Here is an 18,426-nt window from a genome sequence, read left to right as displayed (position 1 = left end):
GCTGCGATCCTACCCAGCGGCGACCGTAGTCGCAGTGAACAGATCTGCGGGCATCGGAATCTCAAGCTTCCAGGTGATGGCGATCGGCTTCTCGCCCCGGTGGGAAACGTACCGCGTCGTGCCTAGGTAGGTGTAGGGACTCGTCCCGAAGTCGTCCTTCTGCTCCTCGCGGACGAACAGCAGCACGGTGCTCGATCCGGTCAGGTAGCGCTGCCCGGTCTTGGAGTTGACGGTTGTGGTCGACTGGCTCTCCCAGTGGAACAACTCCTGGCTGATCGGGTAGTCGCGATACATCGTGGTGGGCGAGAATCGCTCCTCCGTCTTCCGGAGGGTGATGAAGAAGGCGTCGACATTGAGCTCGGGAACGTAGAGGACCCCCTCCCGGAAGGAGTTGGGCTTCCTGTTAAGCGAGGCGTACCCCAGGGCGGCGAGGACTTCCTCTCGCTGGTAGCGCGCATGAACTTGGAGCGGCAGGTCTGCCAGACGTCCAGGCGTCGGAGCAACAGGCCGCTCGGCCTCCTCGAACGCCACCTCGATCACGGCGCGCATCTCGTCTATCATCGCGGGCTCGCTTGCCAGTTCCGCGAGACCCTCCTGAATGGAGGCATGCCCGCCGCCGTCAGGCCATAGCGTGAAGAACAGCATCTCGGCGAGCCGTTGCTCCAGCGGAGTCTGAGGCTCGTCCGCAGGATGAGCCAGCAGCTCCTCATACCCCCGCTTCCGGACCGGATCATCCACGTGCGCCAGCGCCCTCACCCGTTTGCTGAGCTTCTTCTCCATCGCCGTGGGTGAGCCGTCAAGATGCCCCGCATCGCGACGGAGCTCTGTCCACGACTTTTGGCCCTGCCGCAGGATGTCGGACAGGCCGTAGCCAGACCCGTCGAGGAATCCCTGCAGGGTGGTCTCTCCCCCGCTGGCCCGCAACTGCTTCACCAGGTGCGCCCACCGCGCGCTGAGCTGGGACTTGAGACTCGCCAGGACCGTCTCCTGGGCGCGTCGATCGAGCACAACCTGGCATCCCGAGGGCAGGTAGGGGAAGCCGTCCTCAAGGTCCTTCGCGAGTCTGCGGCGCGGACGTCCGGTTAGGGCCGCGAGTTTGGCGTCGAAGCGGAACTCTCGCCGCTGGTTCCCCACGAAGTCTAGAACCGTCAGGACGGGCTTGTCGGGCCGCTGTCGCAGACCTCGACCCAGCTGCTGGAGGAAGACCGTCGCGCTTTCGGTGGGCCGGAGGAACAGCAGCGTGTCGACGTCGGGGATGTCGACGCCCTCGTTGAAGAGGTCGGCAGCGAAGAGGACCTTCAGCGTCCCGGCGCGGAGGTCCTTGAGCGCCTGCGAGCGCTCCATCGGGGGCGTGGTGCCGCTCACCGCCTTGGCCGCGATGCCGGCGTCATTGAACACCTTCGCCATGTATGAGGCGTGCTGGACACCCACGCAGAAGCCAAGTGCCCGCATCCCTTGCACATCGAGAACCTTGTTCCCGAGCTCGCGAAGGATGACGCGGGCTCGCGCTTCGTTGCCGGTGTAGAGATTGGCCAGTTGCTCCTCGTGATACCGGCCGCGCACCCAGCTGATGTCACTGAGGTCTGTCCCGTCGGAGGCCATGAAGTAGTGGAACGGGCAGAGGATGCCCTCCTGAAGCGCCTCCCAGAGTCGAAGCTCGGCTGCGGTGCGGCCGCCGAAGTAGGCGCGCACGTCGAAACCGTCGGTCCGCTCAGGAGTCGCCGTAAGTGCGAGAAGCTCTCGCGGCTGCAGGTGCTCGAGGAGCGACTGGTAGCTCTTGGCTGCGGCGTGGTGGAACTCGTCGATGACCACGACGTCGAAGTGATCGGGCTGGAGATTGTGGACGCCGTAGGAGTTCAGCGACTGGATGCTGGCAAACACGTGCTCCCAACGCTCGGGGCGAGTGCCGTCAACGTAGAACTCCCCGAACGAAGCGTCGGCCAAGACTTCCTGGTAGGCGCGGCGTGACTGCTCCAAGATCTCCTTGCGGTGGGCGACGAAGAGGAGCTTGGGGTATCGCTTCGTGGTGGGGTCCGCCAGCCTCCGGTAGTCGAGCGCCGCGATGATCGTCTTGCCAGTGCCGGTTGCGGCCACGACCAGGTTGCGATGCCGCTCATGGAGGTCTCGCTCTGCGGCCAGGGCGTCGAGGATGTGCTGCTGGTAGGCGTAGGGGCGGACTTCTAGGCCCGAGAGCGTCCAGTCGCTGGAGGCTCTGACCTTGCCCCCCGCTACGGCGAGTGCGTCGTCGAGTCGATCGCGATCCGCAACATTGGACGGGTCATAGGGCACAAAGCTGGGGTCGTTCCAATAGGTCTCGAACGTGCCGGCAAACTTCTCAAGCAGGTGGGGCGTCCCGATCCTCGACAGGCGCACATTCCACTCGAGCCCGTCGAGCAGCGCGCTCCGGGACAGGTTGGAGGAGCCGACATATGCGGTGTCGTAGCCGGTGGTGCGGTGGAACATCCAGGCCTTCGCGTGCAGTCTCGTCTTGGCCTCATCGAAGTGGATTCGCACCTCCGCGCCGAAGTCGTTGACCAGGCGATCGATGGCACGACGTTCGGTTGCGCCCATGTAGGTGGTCGTCACGACTCTGAGTCGGACTCCGCGGTCCCGAAGTCGCCGAAGATCTTCCTCGATGACGCGAACCCCGTGCCATTTGACGAAGGCGCACAGCAGATCGACCTGATCTGCGGACCCCAGCTCAGCGCGGAGCTCGGCTCCAAGGCTCGGTTCTCCCTTGACGTTGGTGAGCAACGCCGCATCGCTCAGCGGCGTGGCGGGCCGGGGAACCCGTTGACTCCCTGGCTTGGTGCCGGCGATCAATAAGAGCTGTGCGGCCGGGGCATCCACCGGGTCCGTGTCAGCCAGCTCAGTGAGGATGTGGTTCGCCAGCGCGACGCGCCCGTCCTTGGACGCGTTCATGAGCGCGACTTCGGCGGCGGCTGCGATGTGCCTGGCCAGCACCCGGGGCTCATCAGCCGGTTCCACCTCAGCGACGAGCGAGACAGAGCCTCGCAGTTGCACTAGGTCTGCAGCCAACCGCGCGGTGATGAGGCGTTCGTACAGTCCCTCCTGCATCCGCCCAGCTTGTCAGACGGCGGACGGAGCCCGGCAGGGAGCTAGCGGCCCCGGCAGCCCGTGCAGCCCTCAAGAGGCTCAACTGCCGGCAGACGTCGCATCGAAGCCTGGGGTGGCGTCATTCCGCCCAGAATGGGTCACGGCCGGATCCAGGGTTCGCGGCCCCGGAGGGCCTCCGCGACACCTGAGGGTCGGGACATCACGACTCCGCCGAGTTGCGGACGTCTCCTGCCACACATTCCAGTTTGTGTCGACGGCGCTCGAAAACTGAGCAGTTTCGGCGGTCGAAGAATGAGCAGGTTCAGTCTAGGGCTTCTTGCTCGGCCTTGATGCTGGGCAGGGTGTCGACGCCGCGGTCGCGGAGCCGGTAGGAGGCGCCTTTGAGGGTTATGACGTCGGCGTGGTGGACGATGCGGTCGATCATCGCGGCGGCGACGACCTGGTCGCCGAAGACGCCGGCCCAGGAGCTGAACGGCAGGTTGGACGTCAGGATGAGGGAGGCGTGCTCGTAGCGGGAGGAGACGAGCTGGAAGAAGAGGTTGGCGGCGTCCTGCTCGAAGGGTAGGTAGCCGACCTCGTCGACGATGATCAGCCCGTACCGGCGTAGGCGGGTGAGCTCGGCGGCCAGGCGGCCGCGGTCGTGGGCCTCGGACAGGCGGGTGACCCAGTCGGTGGCGGTGGCGAAGAGCACCCGGTGGCCTTGCCGGGCGGCGGCGACGCCGAGGGCGGTGGCGAGGTGGGTCTTGCCGGTGCCCGGTGGGCCGAGCAGGACGACGTTGCGGTGCTCGACCAGGTAGGCCCCGGAGGCGAGGGCCTGGATGGGGGTGCGGGCGGTGGGTTGGTGGTCGAAGTCGAAGTCGTCCAGGGTCTTGACCGCGCCGAAGCCGGCGGCGCGGATCCGTAGCCGGGCGCCGGAGGCGTTGCGGGCGGCGACCTCGCGTTCCAGGACCGCGGCCAGGTAGTCCTCGTGGGTCCATCCGGTGTCGCGTGCGTGGTCGGCCAGGCGGGCGGCGGCCTCGGTGATCCGCGGCGCCTTCAGCGCGGCGGCCAGGTGGGTGATCTGCTTCAGCGTCTCGGTCCCGGCCGAGGTCTTGGGTGTCATGGTTGGCTCACCTCGCCCAGCCCGAAGGCACGGTCGTAGTCGGCCAGGTCCCGCACCATGCCCTCATCCGTGGAGCCCGGTGGGGTGGGGTGCTGGTAGTCGTGCCGCAGCGCGGCGGCGGTCGCGACGTGGGCGGGGTCGGTCACCGTCATGCTCCGGGCCCAGCGGCGCGGGTGCTCGGCGACCAGCCGTCCGCCGTGGCGGACCCGGACGACCTCGAGGTCGGCGGCCACGTCAACGCGGGCGCCGATCGCACGAGGATCGACGGAGTAGTCGCAGGTGTCGACGCGCACGTAGTAGTCGCGGCCCAGGCGGACGTGGTTGCGCCAGCCCAGGTGCAGCACCGCCGGCGGCAGGGCCAGCATCGCCTCCTTGTCCGCCGCCAGCAGCTCGCTCGGGCGCGCCTTGATCGTGCGCACCACCCGGGCGTTGGCCGTGGTCAGCCAGTCGGTGAACTGGGCGTTGAAGTCCGCGGGTGACTCGAAGTGCCGACCGGGCATGAAGGAGGTCTCGAAGAAGCCGTTGCGCCGCTCGACGATGCCCTTGGACTCCGGATCCTTCGGCGGCAGCAGCACCACCTTCGTCGCCAGCGTCCCGGCGAACACCGCCACCGGCTCGGTGACCGTGCGGCGTCCGATGCCGGGCTCGTTGTCCCAGATCAACCGGCGCGGCACCCGCCCCAGCTCCTCCAGCAACGACCACGTGCCCAGGAGCAGGTCAGGTGTCTTACGGGTCGGGATCATCCGGGCGAGCATGAACCGCGAGTACCCGCACGTCATGACCAGCACCGGCAGCAGCGTGCGCGAACCGTCCTCGAGCAGGATCTTGCGAGGCGGGAACCACAGGTCGCACTGCGCCACGTCCCCGGCCGCCCACGTCAACCGGTCCGCCGGGTCGATCGGGCGATGGTCAGCCCGGATCCGGTTGACGTTGTCCCGGAACCAGCGGATCGAGCCGGTCCACCCGACCCGCTCGGCCAGCACCGTCGCGGGCATGTCCGGGGTGTCCGCCAGCAGCTGACGCACCCGAGCCTCGTACGGCGTGAACGACGTCGGGCCCCGCTTGCGTTCGTACTTCGGCGGACCCTCGGAGGCCACGGCCGCAGCCACCGTGTTCCTCGCGATGCCCAACCTCCTGGCGATCGCGGCCTTCGGCACGCCCTCGGCGGCCAGCCTCCTGATCAGCGCCCAGTCCTCCATGGTGATCACACTCCAATCGTCGAAGAGTGCTCACTTTTCGAGCGCCGTACCTGCTCAGTTTTCAAGCGCCGCCGACAGTTTGATGTTCAGACCTTAGAGGGTCTAGAGTGGGGTGATGTGGAGCGTTGACATCGAGCTCATCGCGGGATGGCTCGCTTCGCTGGACCAAGGATCACGAGAGCAGGTCGTCGCTGCGATCGAGCTGCTCGAAGACCGCGGGCCCCAGCTTGGACGACCTGTCGTCGACACGGTAAGCCGCTCCCATCACCGCAACATGAAGGAGCTGCGGCCCGGGTCGTCGGGGAGGTCCGAGCTACGCATCCTGTTCGCATTCGACCCAGAGCGGCAGGCCATCCTGCTGATCGCTGGTGACAAGGCTGGCAACTGGCAACGTTGGTACAAGAAGAACATTCCCCTCGCCGACAGCCTGTTCGACGAGCACCTGCGCAGACTGGAAGGACAGTGAGCGACATGGCCAAGACCATCAGCGACTTCCTCACCGAGCACCCGGTGGATCGGGAGCAGGTCGAGAAGCACAAGCGGCGCATGCTCACCGAGGTGCGCGCCTACCGGCTGCGGGAGCTGCGTGAGGAGGCTGGGCTGACCCAGGCCCAGCTGGCTGAGCGAATCGGTGTCGGCCAGCGCCAGGTCTCGAAGATCGAGAACGGGGACCTCGACAGCGCCAAGATCGGCACCATCCGCAACTACCTCCAGGCGGTCGGCGGAGACATGGCGATCGAATACGTCATCGGGGACGACAGGGTTCAGGTCGCCTGATCTGGCTGAGCGGCCTACGCGCAACTGGCACCCCTCTGTGTCAAGACGCCGCTGGCAGGGTCGTTCTAGGCTTTGTGGTGGCGGGTCCGGGAAGTGGCTTGTCCGAAGAGCCGGCAGCGGGTTGTGAGCCGGTCGCGCTGGAGTCAGAGTCGTCACCCCTTTGCCCTCCCGGGCCCGTCGTCGTGTGCCCAGCGAGGTCGTCGAGCATCGCCTTGTAGACCAGGTCGGACAGGCGCCGTTTGAGGCACCGCAGCGCTTCCATCGACGTCTTCCCCGCGGCTTTCTTCCGGTCGTAGTAGGCGCGGCCCTCGGTGGTTCTCGTGCGCAGCTGGACGATGGCCATGACGTGCAGCACCCGGTTGATCTGCCGGTTCCCACCCCGGGAGAGTCGGTGGCGGACGTGCTCGCCGGAGGAGGCGTCGATGGGCGCGGTGCCGGTCCAGGACGCGAAGTGGTTGCGGTCGGGGAAGCGGGTGATGTCCCCGACCTCGACCAGCAGGCGTGCGGCGCCGGAGGGTCCGATGCCGTGCAGGTCCATCAGCGAGGAGCCGGTCTCGGCGACGAGGGCTTTAAGTTCCTTGTCTGCGGCCTTGGTCCGCGCGTAGATCGTGGCCAGGTCAGCTGTCAGTTCCAGGGCGTGGGCCTTGCGGACCTTGCCGGCCGGTGTGGTGGGGCGGACCTTCTTGAGCAGCTCCTTGGCCTGGGCCGCGGACAGGAACGTCTTGGCTCCGCCGGGGATGAGCTCGAGCAGGAGCTTGTGCAGCTGGCATATCTTGCGGGTGTGCTCCTCGCCCAGGGAGCGGCGCCGGTCCACGCACATCCGCAACACCTCGAGCTGCTCGTCGTTGATGACCGGGCGCAGGCCGGACATCCGCACCCCGACCAGGGCGATGGAGTGGGCGTCGGTCGCGTCGGTCTTGCGGCCCTGCCCGGTGGCGAAGATCCGCACCCGCGCCGACATCTTCGCCGGCACGTCGACCACGTCCTCACCATCGGCCACCAGACGGTCGGCGACGTGCTTGCCGATACCGGCGCAGCCCTCGACCGCCCACACCCGCTCAGGCCACTGACGGGCGTAGGCCAGCAGCCGGGTGTACCCTTCGGCGTCCGTGCCAAAGCGGCCACCGCCGACGACGGACTCGTCAGCGGTCATGACCTCGATCGTCACGCTGCGCTTGTGCGGGTCCATCCCGATCACGACCCGCGGAACCTTCTCGTCCATGCTCTCCTCCTTGCTCGCGACAGATGTCGAGCTGGGAGGGCACCGCTACGTACGGCTGGGCATACCCCTCTTGAGCCTCTCGCAGCCCTGGCGGTGACCGGGACGACGCACGCCAATTGTGAGCCTCACGCCAAGAGCGTGGGCAGCCGCAAAGAGAACGACCATCCCGGTCACCTAGGACCGAGCCTGGCCGGGCCCGATCCTGACGTCAATGAAACACGTAGCCGCGACGAGGGCGGTTCTGCCGAGTGACAGAAGCAGCGACGGCACCGTGCGCAGGAGGTCCGGGGACTTGCTGCCGAGCCCGACATACCGGGTGCCTTTCCGGAGATCGTTGACGACGCAGCCGTCGGCATCGAAGAGACCTCGCAGGAAAGCCGTCAGGCACTGCTCGGGCGCCTGGAGGACTGCCTGCGGCGCCACCTTGTCAGCGGCCTTGGCTTTCGCGACCCCGAGGCCCTCCAGGTAGTCCACGAACGATCGACGCATGAGCCTCAGCTGACGGGTGCCGTTGGCCTGGATGCTGGGCTTGGGCACGAAGCCAGCCCATCCGGCCAGCAACGTCCGATGGAGGGGCAACAGTTCCTCCATTTCGCGCTCAGACCCGTAGATGGTGACTGCTCCCCGCTCGCTGAAGCTGCCGTCGCCGACGAGCCAGCCCAGGTAGTAGGCAAGTTCCTCGTCCCACATCTCGGGAGGTCCATCGTCGAGCCACGTGCCGCGTTGACAGCGCTGTCCGGCAGTAACGGTGCTGCATCCGCGCGGGGGACGTAGCGGGCGCTCCTCACGACCTGGTCACCCGCCCGGAGCTCACACGCCATGACGAAACGGTCCTCTGGACAGAGCAGGACCTGGTCCGCCGCGCACCGGAGCACGCCGCCATCGCTGAAGCGGAGCTCGAGGATCTCCTGACCCTCAAGCCGCTTTGCACCGGGCAGGTCCCGATCGGGACCAAACCACGACTGGTTGCCACCAACTGATCCCCTGCGAACCCTGGCATCGTGCCCTCCCCCGATGGCCATCTTTGTGATGACCAGTGGACGCCACACCACTGACATGCATGCTTGTAGCAGCGCGGTGAGGGTCGTGACCCACCCTCTGACTGGTGCCCTGCTGGGCTACCGATGGTCTGATCAGTCCGGCCCTCACCGTGTGACACGGAGCACCGGCCGGTCGGGCATGACCTAATACGAGCCTGGCCCGGTGACGCGGGCCCGGTGCATGTCCTGTCTGACCGACCCGGCCGGTGCCGACCCCTCGGATCAGAAAGGGCCGGTCCCATCATGACTGACGCACCAGGACGAGTCGGTGGTATCGACTCGCACAAGGACACAATCCACGTGGCCGTTATCACCGACATCGGCCAGCACGCACGACGACGACAGACAGTTCCCGACCACCCAGTCCGGGTACCGCCGCGCAGTCGCCTGGCTGATCGGCCACGGGCCACTGACCGCGGTCGGGGTGGAGGGAACCAGCAGCTACGGACGCGGGATCGCCACCGAGCTGACGACCGCCGGAGTGCGGGTTGTGGAGGTCAACCGGACCCGCCCGGCCGAGCGCCGCAAGCAGGGCAAGACCGATGCCCTGGACGCCTACCGGGCCGCCCGGTCCGTGCTGTCCGGCGAGGCCAGCACCGACCCCAAGTCCGCCAGCATCGAACCCCTGCGTGCCCTGAACATCACCCGACGATCGGCTCTCAAGGCCCAGCAGGCCGCCTGGCGGCAGATCGGCTGCGTGCTCGTCAACGCCCCCGCTGCCGTCCGTGACCGGTACCGGGACCTGCCTGACGCCAAGCTGCTGAGCACCTTGGCCGGGCTGCGACCGGGCCGGTGCGCCGACCCTGACGAGGCGGACCTGCTGCACGCGCTCCGTGCACTGGCCCGTCGCCACCGTGACCTGGCCACCGAGATCCAGGACATCGAGGAGCGGATGCTGGCCCGTGCCACCCGGGCCAACCCCGGCCTGATGGCCATTAAGGGCGTGGGACCGGTCACCGGGACCCAGCTGCTCCTGACCGCCGGGGACAACCCCGACCGGCTGCGCAGCTCCGCCTCCTTCGCGGCGCTGTGCGGGACCTCGCCCATCCCCGTCAGCTCCGGACGCACCGATCGTCACCGGCTCTCCCGCGGCGGGGACAGACAGGCCAACGCCGCCCTGCACCGCGTCGTGAAGAACCGCATGACTCACGACCCGACCACCCGCGCCTATCGCGACAAGCACCTCGAGAAGGGCTGGACTCTGCCGGCGGTGTACCGGGCGCTCAAGCGAGCTGTCGCCCGCGAGATCTTCCAGGCCCTCACCGGCCACTGCCCCGTGCCCGACTACTCAGACCTCCGACCCTCACGCCGGGCCAAGAACATCACCCTTACCAACGCCGCTTCCGCGATGGGCGTCTGGCCAGCCAGAGTCGGTGAACTCGAGCTCGGCAGACGCCGCGACGACGACTTCGCCGACCGCTACCGCCAATGGCTCACAGCCGCTTGACACCCCATAGGAGCATCAAACCCGGGGACACACGACGGAGGGGCCGCCGAGTCGAACTCGGCGGCCCCTCGCATCGGACGCGGTCAGCTGCAGCCGCTAGTGCTCCCACAGCCCTCGCACACGTAGCACGAGCCGGCGGGGCGCATCTTGGTGCCGCAGGTCATGCAGATCGGGGCGTCGTTGACCTTGCCGCTGAACTGCTCGAGCAACTCGGCCGAGGAGTGGACTCCGGCGTCAGCCTTGCGGGCGTCGGCGGCACCGGCGCCGGACTTGTCGGCCTCCTTCTCGACCTTCTCCGTCTTCTTGGCCGGGGATGTCGCCACGGACTGGGAGAGGTTGGACAGCTCGTCCTCGTAGTCCTCCTCGGAGGAGTTGCTCGGGGGTCACCGGGGCGTATGAGCCGGTCTCGAGCTGACGGGCACGCTCCTCCGCGGTGTGGATGCCCATGAAGGACCGGGACTCGAAGTCCATGTAGTCCAGCGCCAGGCGGCGGAAGACGTAGTCCATGATCGACTGCGCCATGCGCACGTCCGGGTCGTCCGTGAGGCCAGCCGGCTCGAAGCGCAGGTTGGTGAACTTCTCGACGAAGGTCTCCAGCGGAACGCCGTACTGCAGACCGATCGACACCGCGATCGAGAAGGCATCCATGACGCCGGCCAGGGTCGAGCCCTGCTTGCCGAACTTCAGGAAGATCTCGCCCAGATCACCGCTGTCGTAGGTGCCGGCGGTGAGGTAGCCCTCGGCGCCGCCCACAGCAAAGCTGGTGGTCTGGGAGGTGCGGCGCTTGGGGAGGCGCTTGCGAACGGGGCGGTACTCGATGACCTTCTCGACGGTCGGCTCCGCCTCGTTCTCCTCCTGCTTGGCGTCCTTGTCCTGCTTGCCGTCCGACAGAGGCTGACCGACTTTGCACGCGTCGCGGTACACCGCGAGCGCCTTCAGGCCGAGCTTCCAGCCCTGCATGTAGACCTCGCCGATCTCCTCGACAGTGGCCGACTCGGGCAGGTTGACGGTCTTGGAGATCGCGCCGGACAAGAACGGCTGAACCGCAGCCATCATCCGCACGTGGCCCATCGGCTTGATCGCCCGGGCGCCCATCGCAGTGTCGAAGATCTCGTAGTGCTCGGTCTTCAGGCCGGGTGCGTCGATGACGTGGCCGTTCTCCGCGATGTACTCGACGATCGCCTCGACGGTCTCATCCGCGTAGCCCAGCTTGTTGAGCGCCCGCGGGATCGTCTGGTTGACGATCTGCATCGAGCCACCGCCGACCAGCTTCTTGAACTTGACCAGCGAGAAGTCCGGCTCGATGCCGGTGGTGTCGCAGTCCATCATGAAGCCGATGGTGCCGGTCGGGGCGAGGAGGCTGGCCTGCGCGTTGCGGAAGCCGTTCTTCTCACCGGTCTTGACGACGGCGTCCCACGCCTTGGTCGCAGCCTTGTGGATCTCGGAGTCCATGGTGTGCAGGGTCCGGATCTCGTCGTTGGCGGCCTGGTGCTTGCGCATGACGCGCTTGTGGGCGTCGGCGTTGCGTGCGTAGCCGTTGTACGGCCCAACCACGGAAGCGAGCTCGGCGGAGCGCTTGTAGGCAGCGCCGGTCATCAGCGAGGTGATCGTGGCCGCGAGCGCACGTCCGCCCTCGGAGTCGTAGCCATGGCCGGTTGCCATCAGCAGGGCGCCGAGGTTGGCGTAGCCGATGCCCAGCTGGCGGTAGTCACGCGTGGTCTCGCCGATCGCCTCGGTCGGGAAGTCGGCGAAGCAGATCGAGATGTCCATCGCTGTGAAGATCAGCTCGGTGACCTTCTCAAAGGTGGCGACATCGAAGCTGTCGTCCTCCTTGAGGAACTTCAGCAGGTTGATCGAGGCCAGGTTGCAGGAGCTGTTGTCCAATGACATGTACTCACTACAAGGATTAGATGCAGTTATACGTCCCGTTTCCGGGTTGGTGTGCCAGTCGTTGATCGTGCCGTCGTACTGGATACCCGGGTCAGCGCACTCCCAGGCGGCCTTGGCCATCTGGTCGAACAGGTTGCGGGCGTCGACGGTCTCGATGACCGAGCCGTCCTTGCGGGAGGTCAGACCGAACTCGCCGCCCTCCTCGACCGCACGCATGAACTCGTCGGAGACGCGGACCGAGTTGTTGGCGTTCTGGTACTGCACCGAGACGATGTCGGCACCGCCCAGGTCCATGTCGAAGCCGGCGTCCCGCAGCGCGCGGATCTTGTCCTCCTCGCGCGCCTTGGTGGCGATGAACTCCTCGATGTCCGGGTGGTCCACGTCGAGCACGACCATCTTGGCCGCACGACGGGTCGCGCCACCGGACTTGATGGTGCCGGCGGAGGCGTCGGCACCACGCATGAAGGAGACCGGACCGGAGGCGGTGCCACCGGAGGACAGCAGCTCCTTGGAGGAGCGGATGCGGGAGAGGTTCAGGCCGGCGCCGGAGCCGCCCTTGAAGATGAAGCCCTCTTCCTTGTACCAGTTCAGGATCGAGTCCATCGAGTCGATCGACCGACAGGATGAAGCAGGCGCTGACCTGCTGCGGGCTCTTGGTGCCGACGTTGAACCAGACCGGGGAGTTGAAGGAGAAGATCTGGTGCACGAGCAAGTAGGTGAGTTCGTGCTCGAAGATCTCAGCGTCCTCGTCGCTCGCGAAGTAGCCGTGGTCCCGACCCGCCTGGGTGTAGGTCAGCACGACGCGGTCGACCAGCTGCTTCAGACCCTGCTCACGCTCCGGGGTGCCGACCGCACCGCGGAAGTACTTCGTGGTCACGATCGTGGACGCGTTCGCCGACCAGAAGTCGGGGAACTCGACCCCGCGCTGCTCGAAGATGGTCTCGCCCGACTTCCAGTTGGTCTGGACGACGTCCCGCTTCTCCCAGGTGATCTGGTCGTAGGGGTGGACGCAGGGGGGTGGTGAAGATGCGCTCGATCTTCAGGCCCTTGCCGCTGCGGCGGGTGCGCGGCTTGGCCCCGGTCGTCTCGGTCATGACTGCTCTCCTTGGTCGGTCGTGCTGGTCGGTCATACGTGCTCGGGGTGGTGCAGGGTGGGTCGTGCTTGTGCTCTTGTATGCAGTGCAGCACCGAGGTCTGACATACCCGGCTCTGCAGGGGTGGGTTACGGCATACCCGCAGGTGAGGACACCTGCTGGTCGCGCTCGGTGCGCAAGAGGGTGATGGCGGCCTCGAAGTCGTCGAGCGACTCGAAGGCCTGGTAGACGGAGGCGAACCTCAGGTAGGCCACCTCATCCAGGGTGCGCAGCGGCTCCAGGATGGCGAGCCCCACCTCGTGGGCGTCGACCTCGGCCTGACCGAGGCCCCGGATGGACTCCTCCACCTGCTGCGCGAGCAGCTGAAGCTGGTCGTCGGTGACCGGGCGGCGGCCCTGGCAGGCCTTACGCGCACCGGAGATCACCTTGTCGCGGCTGAACGGCTCGGTCGCGCCTGAGCGCTTGATGACCGACAAGGTGGCCGTCTCCACCGTGCCGAACCGGCGCCCGCACTCGGGGCACTGGCGACGACGGCGGATGACGGTCCCCTCCTCCTGCACGCGGCTGTCAACGACGCGGGAGTCTGTATGCCGACAGAACGGGCAGTGCATCTCTCGCCTCCTCGACGACATCGGCGCAGTTGCGGACAGCGCGGCGCGAACGCCTCCTGGTGAGGCGCTCTGTGGGTGGTGCTGGGGACATGTTGTGGACGACGTGTGGGAAGCCGTCCTCTAGCTGTGCACAAGATGTGGACGAACCACATCTCTGTAACTACTAGATATAGGGATCGTAGGCGAGGGTCCTACTAGATGCAACACCCTGAGGGGGTCAGTTTGCTCCCGTCCTCCACAGAGCCCGCAACGGCGCGGAACGCGGTCGAGAAGTCACCGGCGTGTCGTGCGTGGTGGGCGTGTCGGTGGGGGGCGCAAGGTTACCCGGCCAAGGTCGCGGTCGGACCGCCTCAGGGCACTATGGGGAGCCTCGTCTGGCAGTCGATCGGGGTGTAGCGCCGCCCATGATCGTCTACGTAAGGGCCCCCACGTAGGCACGACATCCGGTGTACCCCGCACCAGGTTGTACGGGCACGGGCTGCGGCATCGGTGATGGCTGCGGCTGCGGCTGCGGCATCGGTGATGGCTGCGGCGCGGGAGGCGGCATCGGTGATGGCTGCGGCGCGGGAGGCGGCTGGTTCTGCTGTCGCAGCTCCCCGGCCCGGCGTTCTGCCTCGGCCTGGGCAGCGGCGAGACGCTCGTACTCGGCTTGCTCTGCAGCCCGCAGTTGCGCCGTGGCCTCGGCTGCGGCGCGCTCTTCGGCCTCCCGCTGGGCCTTCTCCTGAGCCTCCCGCTGTTTCCTCTCTTCAGCCTCAAGTTGAGCCTGTCGGGCCGCCGCCTCTGCCGCTTGCGCTGGACCTCCTGATCGGCAGCGTCAACGACGCGCGCGGCCCGCCATTGGAGCTCACGCACCATACGACGCAGAGATTCAAGTTCAGCCCCGGTGAGACCGGCCGTCTCCAACGTGCCCGGCTCCCCTAGGGCCAGCAGGCCGAGCAGAGCTGCACCTGCAGCTACCGCCTCCTCGGCCTCCGCCTTGACCGGCTCGGGCGAACGGACCAGAAAGCTGCGCTCGACGGCGTCGACTTCCTGTTCGTACCGGTCGATCCGGGACGCGAACGTGCACTCACGTTCAGGATTAAACATCCCTTTCTCGGCCGCCTTGGCCTCTTCGTACGCAGCTAAGACCGGTGGGTAGAATTTCCTGTTGGGTTCGAAGACGACAGGCACCCCCAGACCGGCGCGAGCGATCTCCGCATTGATGAGGACGTCGCCGTCGAAGACACCTGCGAGGGTCCGCGAATAGCGGTCCGTGAGTTCCGTATCGAACTCCAGACGGACGCGAACGCCAGGACTCAGCAGCGCTCCTCAAGGAACCTCGTCGCCTCCCGACCGAGGCACTCCACGGCCTTGCCGGGATGCTTGGTTTCCGGAGCGTCGACGTTGAGAAGCCGGACCCGGTGCGTGTCGCCGCCGTACGCAACATCGATCGTATCCCCATCCACCACCTTCACCACAGTGGCCCGGGCCACCCCGCTTGGACCCATCTTGGCAGCGGCGACCCCTCCTCCCACGACGACAACTGCACTGGTGAGCGTGATGACCAGGACCGACTTGACGGAGGGCATCTCTATCCACATCTGTGTACCGACGACGACTGAGGCATCTTCGCACGTCAGCAGGGGGTGAAGTTCCAGGGCCCCTCAGGTGAACGGCCGCAACGTCACCCTCATTCTAGCGGCCACAGCGAACAGCCACTCGCTGTCGGCAGGCGTCGCGAAGACCCGTGCGTCGGGATGGTCGGGCTGGTCCACGAGCGCGCCCTCGCCGACTCGATCGCCGAACAGGCAGTTACGCCTGGACGCTGTTGAGCTGACGAGACATCCAGACCACCCCGTCTGCCCCGGCGGCGTGCGCCGCCTCGGCCCACTCGACCGTCCCGGCGTAGTGGTCGGCATCGGTGTCGGTGAGATCCCGTGCCCGCAGGCCCAGTCGTCGCAGCCCGTCGGAGTGCAGCTGCGCGAGCCGGAGATCCCGGGTCGTGGCCAGGACGGTCAGCACCTTGCGCACCCACGTCGCCTGCGACACATGGGCGCCTGGGATGGCGTCGTGGAGGATCGACTCGTGCACGGCTGCCTCCGGCGACGCGGCCGAGTAGTGCACCGGCACGACGGGGTCGCCGAAGAACGACCAGCGCATCGGCATACCGACGCCGGGGTTGAAGGCCGTGCCGTCGTTGGCCGACCCGTCGGGCAAGGTCGGCTCGTGGACCCGGTAGAGGAGGGTGCCCGCAGGCAGCACCTGCCAGAGCGGGTCGAAGGGGTCCGGTGGTGCCGGGACCGCTCTGGTCACCACACCCCGTCGCCCTCGGCCCTCACGAGGGCCAGGACTGCGTCCCGCTCCCCCGTGTCCAGCGCCTCGACGGGGCTGCGTCGCCCCAGTGCACCGTGCGGGGCGGCGAGCCACAGCACGATGTCCTCGTCGGCCCAGCCCGCAGCGCGCAGCGGGGCCACCACCTCGAGCCAGCCGGCACGAAGTCCACGGGCGTCTAGCTGGAAGGCGGGGTAGAGCACGCGCCGGCCGCGCCGGTAGCCGACCAATCCCTTGGTGCGGGCCTTGCTCGCCACCGACCGGGAGGTCGGTGACGCCCCGACGAGCTCGGCATACCCGGCGGCATCCAGCACGCCGTAGCGCTCCTCGATCTCACGCCAGCGCTGATCGACCAGGGCGATCTGGGCAGCGGTGGCCGGACCGACGGGCACCGGCTGGTTGGCGACCGCGTCGGTGACGTGACGGACGACCTCCCGCCTGGCGGCAACGCTCCTCAGCAGGGTGCTGGCGGCCTCCATGCCGCGGGGGTGCGCGCCGCGGCGGACAGCAGATCGCTCACGGCAGCGCGCTGATCGCCGCCCACCTCAGCGAGTTCATCCGGAAGCCTGACCTCGACTGTGCTCATCTGAGACACCTCCTGGGGAAACAATAGCAACGTCACGACAGTTCGTCGCTGTCGTAACCGCCACTGGCCTGAAGCACGGCGTTCAGCAACCACGTCTTCGTCCCGGCCAGCCCGGCGCTGAGGAAGACCCGCGTGCCGTCGGGGACGGGCTGCTCGCCGGTGAGCACGGCGCCGAGGTGCACGACCGCGGCCTCGGCGGGTGTCCCGGCGAGCACGTTGGGCGGGTCGTACGCGCCGATCTGCTGCGGGGAGTCGCTGACGAGGAGCGCGGCGCCGCTCGGTTAGGGCCGGGTCGAACTCGTGGCGCCCGACCTGCTTGGGCCCGAGCGTCGTCACGCACGCGCCCCCCATGATGTCGTCGGCAGCGACCACGAACTCGGGCGAGGAGGTGGCGAGCACGACGACCCCCGCGGCGTCGACCGCCTCGACGGCGGACGGGACGGGTGTGACGTGCAGGCCCAGCTCCTCCTGGGCGCGCCGGGCGAAGCCCTCGCGGGCCTTCGCGGTGCGGGAGTGGACCCGGATCGGCAGCTCCCGCAGCCGGGGCGGGAGCGCCCACAGCTGGTGCCAGGCCTGCATGCCCGCGCCGACCAGGCCGATGGCGGTCGGATCGGCGGGGGCCAGCGCGTCCAGCGCGACCGCCCCGATCCCGCCGACGCGACGCGGCCCGAGGGCCCGGCCGATCGTCATACCCCGCAGGAGGCCGGAGGCCTCGTCCTGGACGACGACCACCTGGTCGTCGCCCTCGGAGCCGGCGCCGTGTAGGAGCGGTAGCCGAACCAGTCGCCGGCCACCGCGCCGCAGGTGAGGGCGAGCCGCCGCTCCCCCAGGTCGGGCTGCGGACGCCCTGGCCGGGCCGGGTCTCAGCTCTCGGGCAGGGCGGCGAAGGCCTTCTTGGTGTTTTGTACCAGCCCATCCCCTTCAGCGGGTTCTTCCACCGCCCCTTCATCGCATCGGCCGCCTCCTGGTGGGCGGTGTCGCCGGCGGCGACGGCCTCCTTGAGATGGGCGTCCTGGGCCTTGATGACGTCGTCCGCGGTCTCGCCGCTGTGGGCGAGGTCGCAGGGACCGCCGAGGTCCTTGCAGGTCATCGTCTTCATGATCGTTCCTCTCGGGTTGGGTGCTTCTCGAGGTATGACGTGGCTCAGGTCGGGTTCGTGACCGCGCCTCGGCGCGTGGCCGGGTGGGCGTCGGGGCCCTGGCGGCGCACGAGGTGGGCCAGGACGTCGGGGGCGGCGCGGAAGGTGATCCGGGTGACCCGGCCGCGCTCGACGCGGAAGTCGAAGGCGACCCGCGCCCGGCCCTGGTGGAACCACGCCAGCCCGGGGCGGCCCTCGAGCAGCGTCGGGAGCGCGGCGCTGGCCGCGCCGTCGAACATCGCTGCCACCGCCTCCCGGCCCTCGAGCCGCTCCGGCGTGCCGCTGGCGATCGCCGCCGCGTCGGCGGTGACGACGACGTCGGGGGCGAGGAGGTGGAGCAGCCGGGCGAAGTCGCCGCCGCGGGCCGCCGCGAGGAAGGCGTCCACGACCTCCCAGTCGGCCGGTGGCCCGTCGGGGGCGAACATCCTGACCTTGGCGCGGGCGCGGGAGGCCTGCTTGCGGGCGGCTGCGGGCGAGAGGTCGAGCACCTGGGCGACCGTGCCGAAGTCCACGCCGAAGGTGTCGTGCAGCACGAAGGCCACGCGCTCGGCCGGCGACAGCTTCTCCAGGACGACCTGGAGCGCGACGCCGACCGTGTCCGCGAGCGCGACCTCCTCGGCCGGGTCGTGGCCGGCCTCGGCGGGCTCGTGGGGCATCGCCGCGAGGTCGACGGGTTCGGGGACGCGGGCGCGCAGCCGGTCCAGGCACAGGCGCGTGGTGACGGTGGTCAGCCACGCGGGCAGGCTCTCGATCTGGGCGTCGGTCCGGTCCAGCCGCAGCCACGCCAGCTGGACGACGTCCTGCGCCTCGTGCCGGTCACCGAGCAGCCCTGCCGCGAGGCGCTCGAGCCGCGGGCGCTCGGCCTCGAAGTGGGTCACGAGGTCCATGGCGGCGCTCTCCCTTCCTCGCCCGGGTCGATCCTCATCCTGCTG

The 18,426-nt window shown here is 68.1% G+C and carries 15 protein-coding genes and 2 pseudogenes; 3 read left to right on the top strand and 14 right to left on the bottom strand.

Annotation, left to right across the window (positions count from 1 at the left end; translation table 11 throughout):
• Window positions 1-9: 9 nt before the first annotated feature.
• From ACQBAT_RS05165 to istA, 3 genes are all read right to left on the bottom strand, one after another.
• On the bottom strand, window positions 10-3,078 hold the full coding sequence (locus ACQBAT_RS05165; RefSeq protein WP_420748794.1) for a DUF3427 domain-containing protein: 3,069 nt from the start codon (window positions 3,076-3,078) through the stop codon (window positions 10-12).
• 301 nt (window positions 3,079-3,379) lie between these two features.
• Window positions 3,380-4,180: an IS21-like element helper ATPase IstB gene (gene istB / locus ACQBAT_RS05160; RefSeq protein WP_420748795.1), complete on the bottom strand. Its 801-nt coding sequence runs from the start codon at window positions 4,178-4,180 to the stop codon at window positions 3,380-3,382.
• Window positions 4,177-5,388 (bottom strand): IS21 family transposase, encoded by a 1,212-nt coding sequence (gene istA / locus ACQBAT_RS05155; RefSeq protein WP_420748796.1) that lies wholly within the window; start codon window positions 5,386-5,388, stop codon window positions 4,177-4,179. Before istA ends, istB begins: the two co-directional genes overlap by 4 nt.
• A gap of 106 nt (window positions 5,389-5,494) precedes the next feature.
• Here istA and ACQBAT_RS05150 point away from each other — a divergent pair, with 106 nt between their 5' ends.
• Both ACQBAT_RS05150 and ACQBAT_RS05145 read left to right on the top strand, forming a co-directional pair.
• Window positions 5,495-5,845, top strand: a complete 351-nt coding sequence (locus ACQBAT_RS05150) for a type II toxin-antitoxin system RelE/ParE family toxin (RefSeq protein WP_114905901.1) — start codon at window positions 5,495-5,497, stop codon at window positions 5,843-5,845.
• 5 nt (window positions 5,846-5,850) lie between these two features.
• Window positions 5,851-6,156: a helix-turn-helix domain-containing protein gene (locus tag ACQBAT_RS05145; protein ID WP_114905902.1), complete on the top strand. Its 306-nt coding sequence runs from the start codon at window positions 5,851-5,853 to the stop codon at window positions 6,154-6,156.
• Between the two features lie 40 nt (window positions 6,157-6,196).
• Here the strand turns inward: ACQBAT_RS05145 and ACQBAT_RS05140 are convergent, their stop codons facing one another.
• Window positions 6,197-7,378 carry an IS110 family transposase gene (locus ACQBAT_RS05140; protein WP_420748074.1) on the bottom strand — a complete coding sequence of 394 codons (1,182 nt, stop codon included), beginning with the start codon at window positions 7,376-7,378 and terminating at the stop codon, window positions 6,197-6,199.
• A gap of 174 nt (window positions 7,379-7,552) precedes the next feature.
• Window positions 7,553-8,068, bottom strand: a complete 516-nt coding sequence (locus ACQBAT_RS05135) for an LAGLIDADG family homing endonuclease (protein ID WP_420748073.1) — start codon at window positions 8,066-8,068, stop codon at window positions 7,553-7,555.
• 618 nt (window positions 8,069-8,686) lie between these two features.
• On the opposite strand from ACQBAT_RS05135, the gene ACQBAT_RS05130 reads away from it, so the two are divergent.
• Window positions 8,687-9,865 (top strand): IS110 family transposase, encoded by a 1,179-nt coding sequence (locus ACQBAT_RS05130; protein ID WP_427197753.1) that lies wholly within the window; start codon window positions 8,687-8,689, stop codon window positions 9,863-9,865.
• 83 nt (window positions 9,866-9,948) lie between these two features.
• Here the strand turns inward: ACQBAT_RS05130 and ACQBAT_RS05125 are convergent.
• The 9 genes and pseudogenes from ACQBAT_RS05125 to ACQBAT_RS05085 form a co-directional block, all read right to left on the bottom strand.
• Window positions 9,949-12,849 (bottom strand): annotated as a pseudogene (locus ACQBAT_RS05125) (vitamin B12-dependent ribonucleotide reductase).
• A 128-nt stretch (window positions 12,850-12,977) separates the two neighbouring features.
• Window positions 12,978-13,460, bottom strand: a complete 483-nt coding sequence (nrdR, locus tag ACQBAT_RS05120) for a transcriptional regulator NrdR (RefSeq protein WP_427197752.1) — start codon at window positions 13,458-13,460, stop codon at window positions 12,978-12,980.
• A gap of 273 nt (window positions 13,461-13,733) precedes the next feature.
• Window positions 13,734-14,735 carry a hypothetical protein gene (locus ACQBAT_RS05115; RefSeq protein ID WP_427197776.1) on the bottom strand — a complete coding sequence of 334 codons (1,002 nt, stop codon included), beginning with the start codon at window positions 14,733-14,735 and terminating at the stop codon, window positions 13,734-13,736.
• Window positions 14,736-14,755: 20 nt separating this feature from the next.
• Window positions 14,756-15,028, bottom strand: a complete 273-nt coding sequence (locus ACQBAT_RS05110; protein ID WP_427197751.1) for a thermonuclease family protein — start codon at window positions 15,026-15,028, stop codon at window positions 14,756-14,758.
• A 223-nt stretch (window positions 15,029-15,251) separates the two neighbouring features.
• Window positions 15,252-15,755 (bottom strand): RES family NAD+ phosphorylase, encoded by a 504-nt coding sequence (locus ACQBAT_RS05105; protein ID WP_427197750.1) that lies wholly within the window; start codon window positions 15,753-15,755, stop codon window positions 15,252-15,254.
• Complete coding sequence (locus ACQBAT_RS05100; RefSeq protein ID WP_427197749.1) at window positions 15,749-16,249, bottom strand: hypothetical protein; 501 nt, start codon at window positions 16,247-16,249, stop codon at window positions 15,749-15,751. Before ACQBAT_RS05100 ends, ACQBAT_RS05105 begins: the two co-directional genes overlap by 7 nt.
• Window positions 16,250-16,388: 139 nt before the next feature.
• The gene (locus ACQBAT_RS05095) at window positions 16,389-16,571 is read right to left on the bottom strand and encodes a hypothetical protein (protein WP_420748078.1); all 183 of its coding nucleotides are present in this window, start codon (window positions 16,569-16,571) and stop codon (window positions 16,389-16,391) included.
• Window positions 16,572-16,689: 118 nt separating this feature from the next.
• Window positions 16,690-17,046 (bottom strand): annotated as a pseudogene (locus ACQBAT_RS05090) (hypothetical protein); the annotation flags it as partial.
• 453 nt (window positions 17,047-17,499) lie between these two features.
• Window positions 17,500-18,381, bottom strand: coding sequence for a sigma-70 family RNA polymerase sigma factor (locus ACQBAT_RS05085; RefSeq protein WP_420748066.1), 882 nt, complete (start codon window positions 18,379-18,381; stop codon window positions 17,500-17,502).
• Between the last annotated feature and the right edge of the window lie 45 nt (window positions 18,382-18,426).

Source organism: Ornithinimicrobium pulveris (genome assembly GCF_050261105.1).
Taxonomy (GTDB): domain Bacteria; phylum Actinomycetota; class Actinomycetes; order Actinomycetales; family Dermatophilaceae; genus Ornithinicoccus.
Note: the sequence above shows the minus strand (reverse complement) of the source record. Positions and strands in the feature narration are given on the sequence as shown.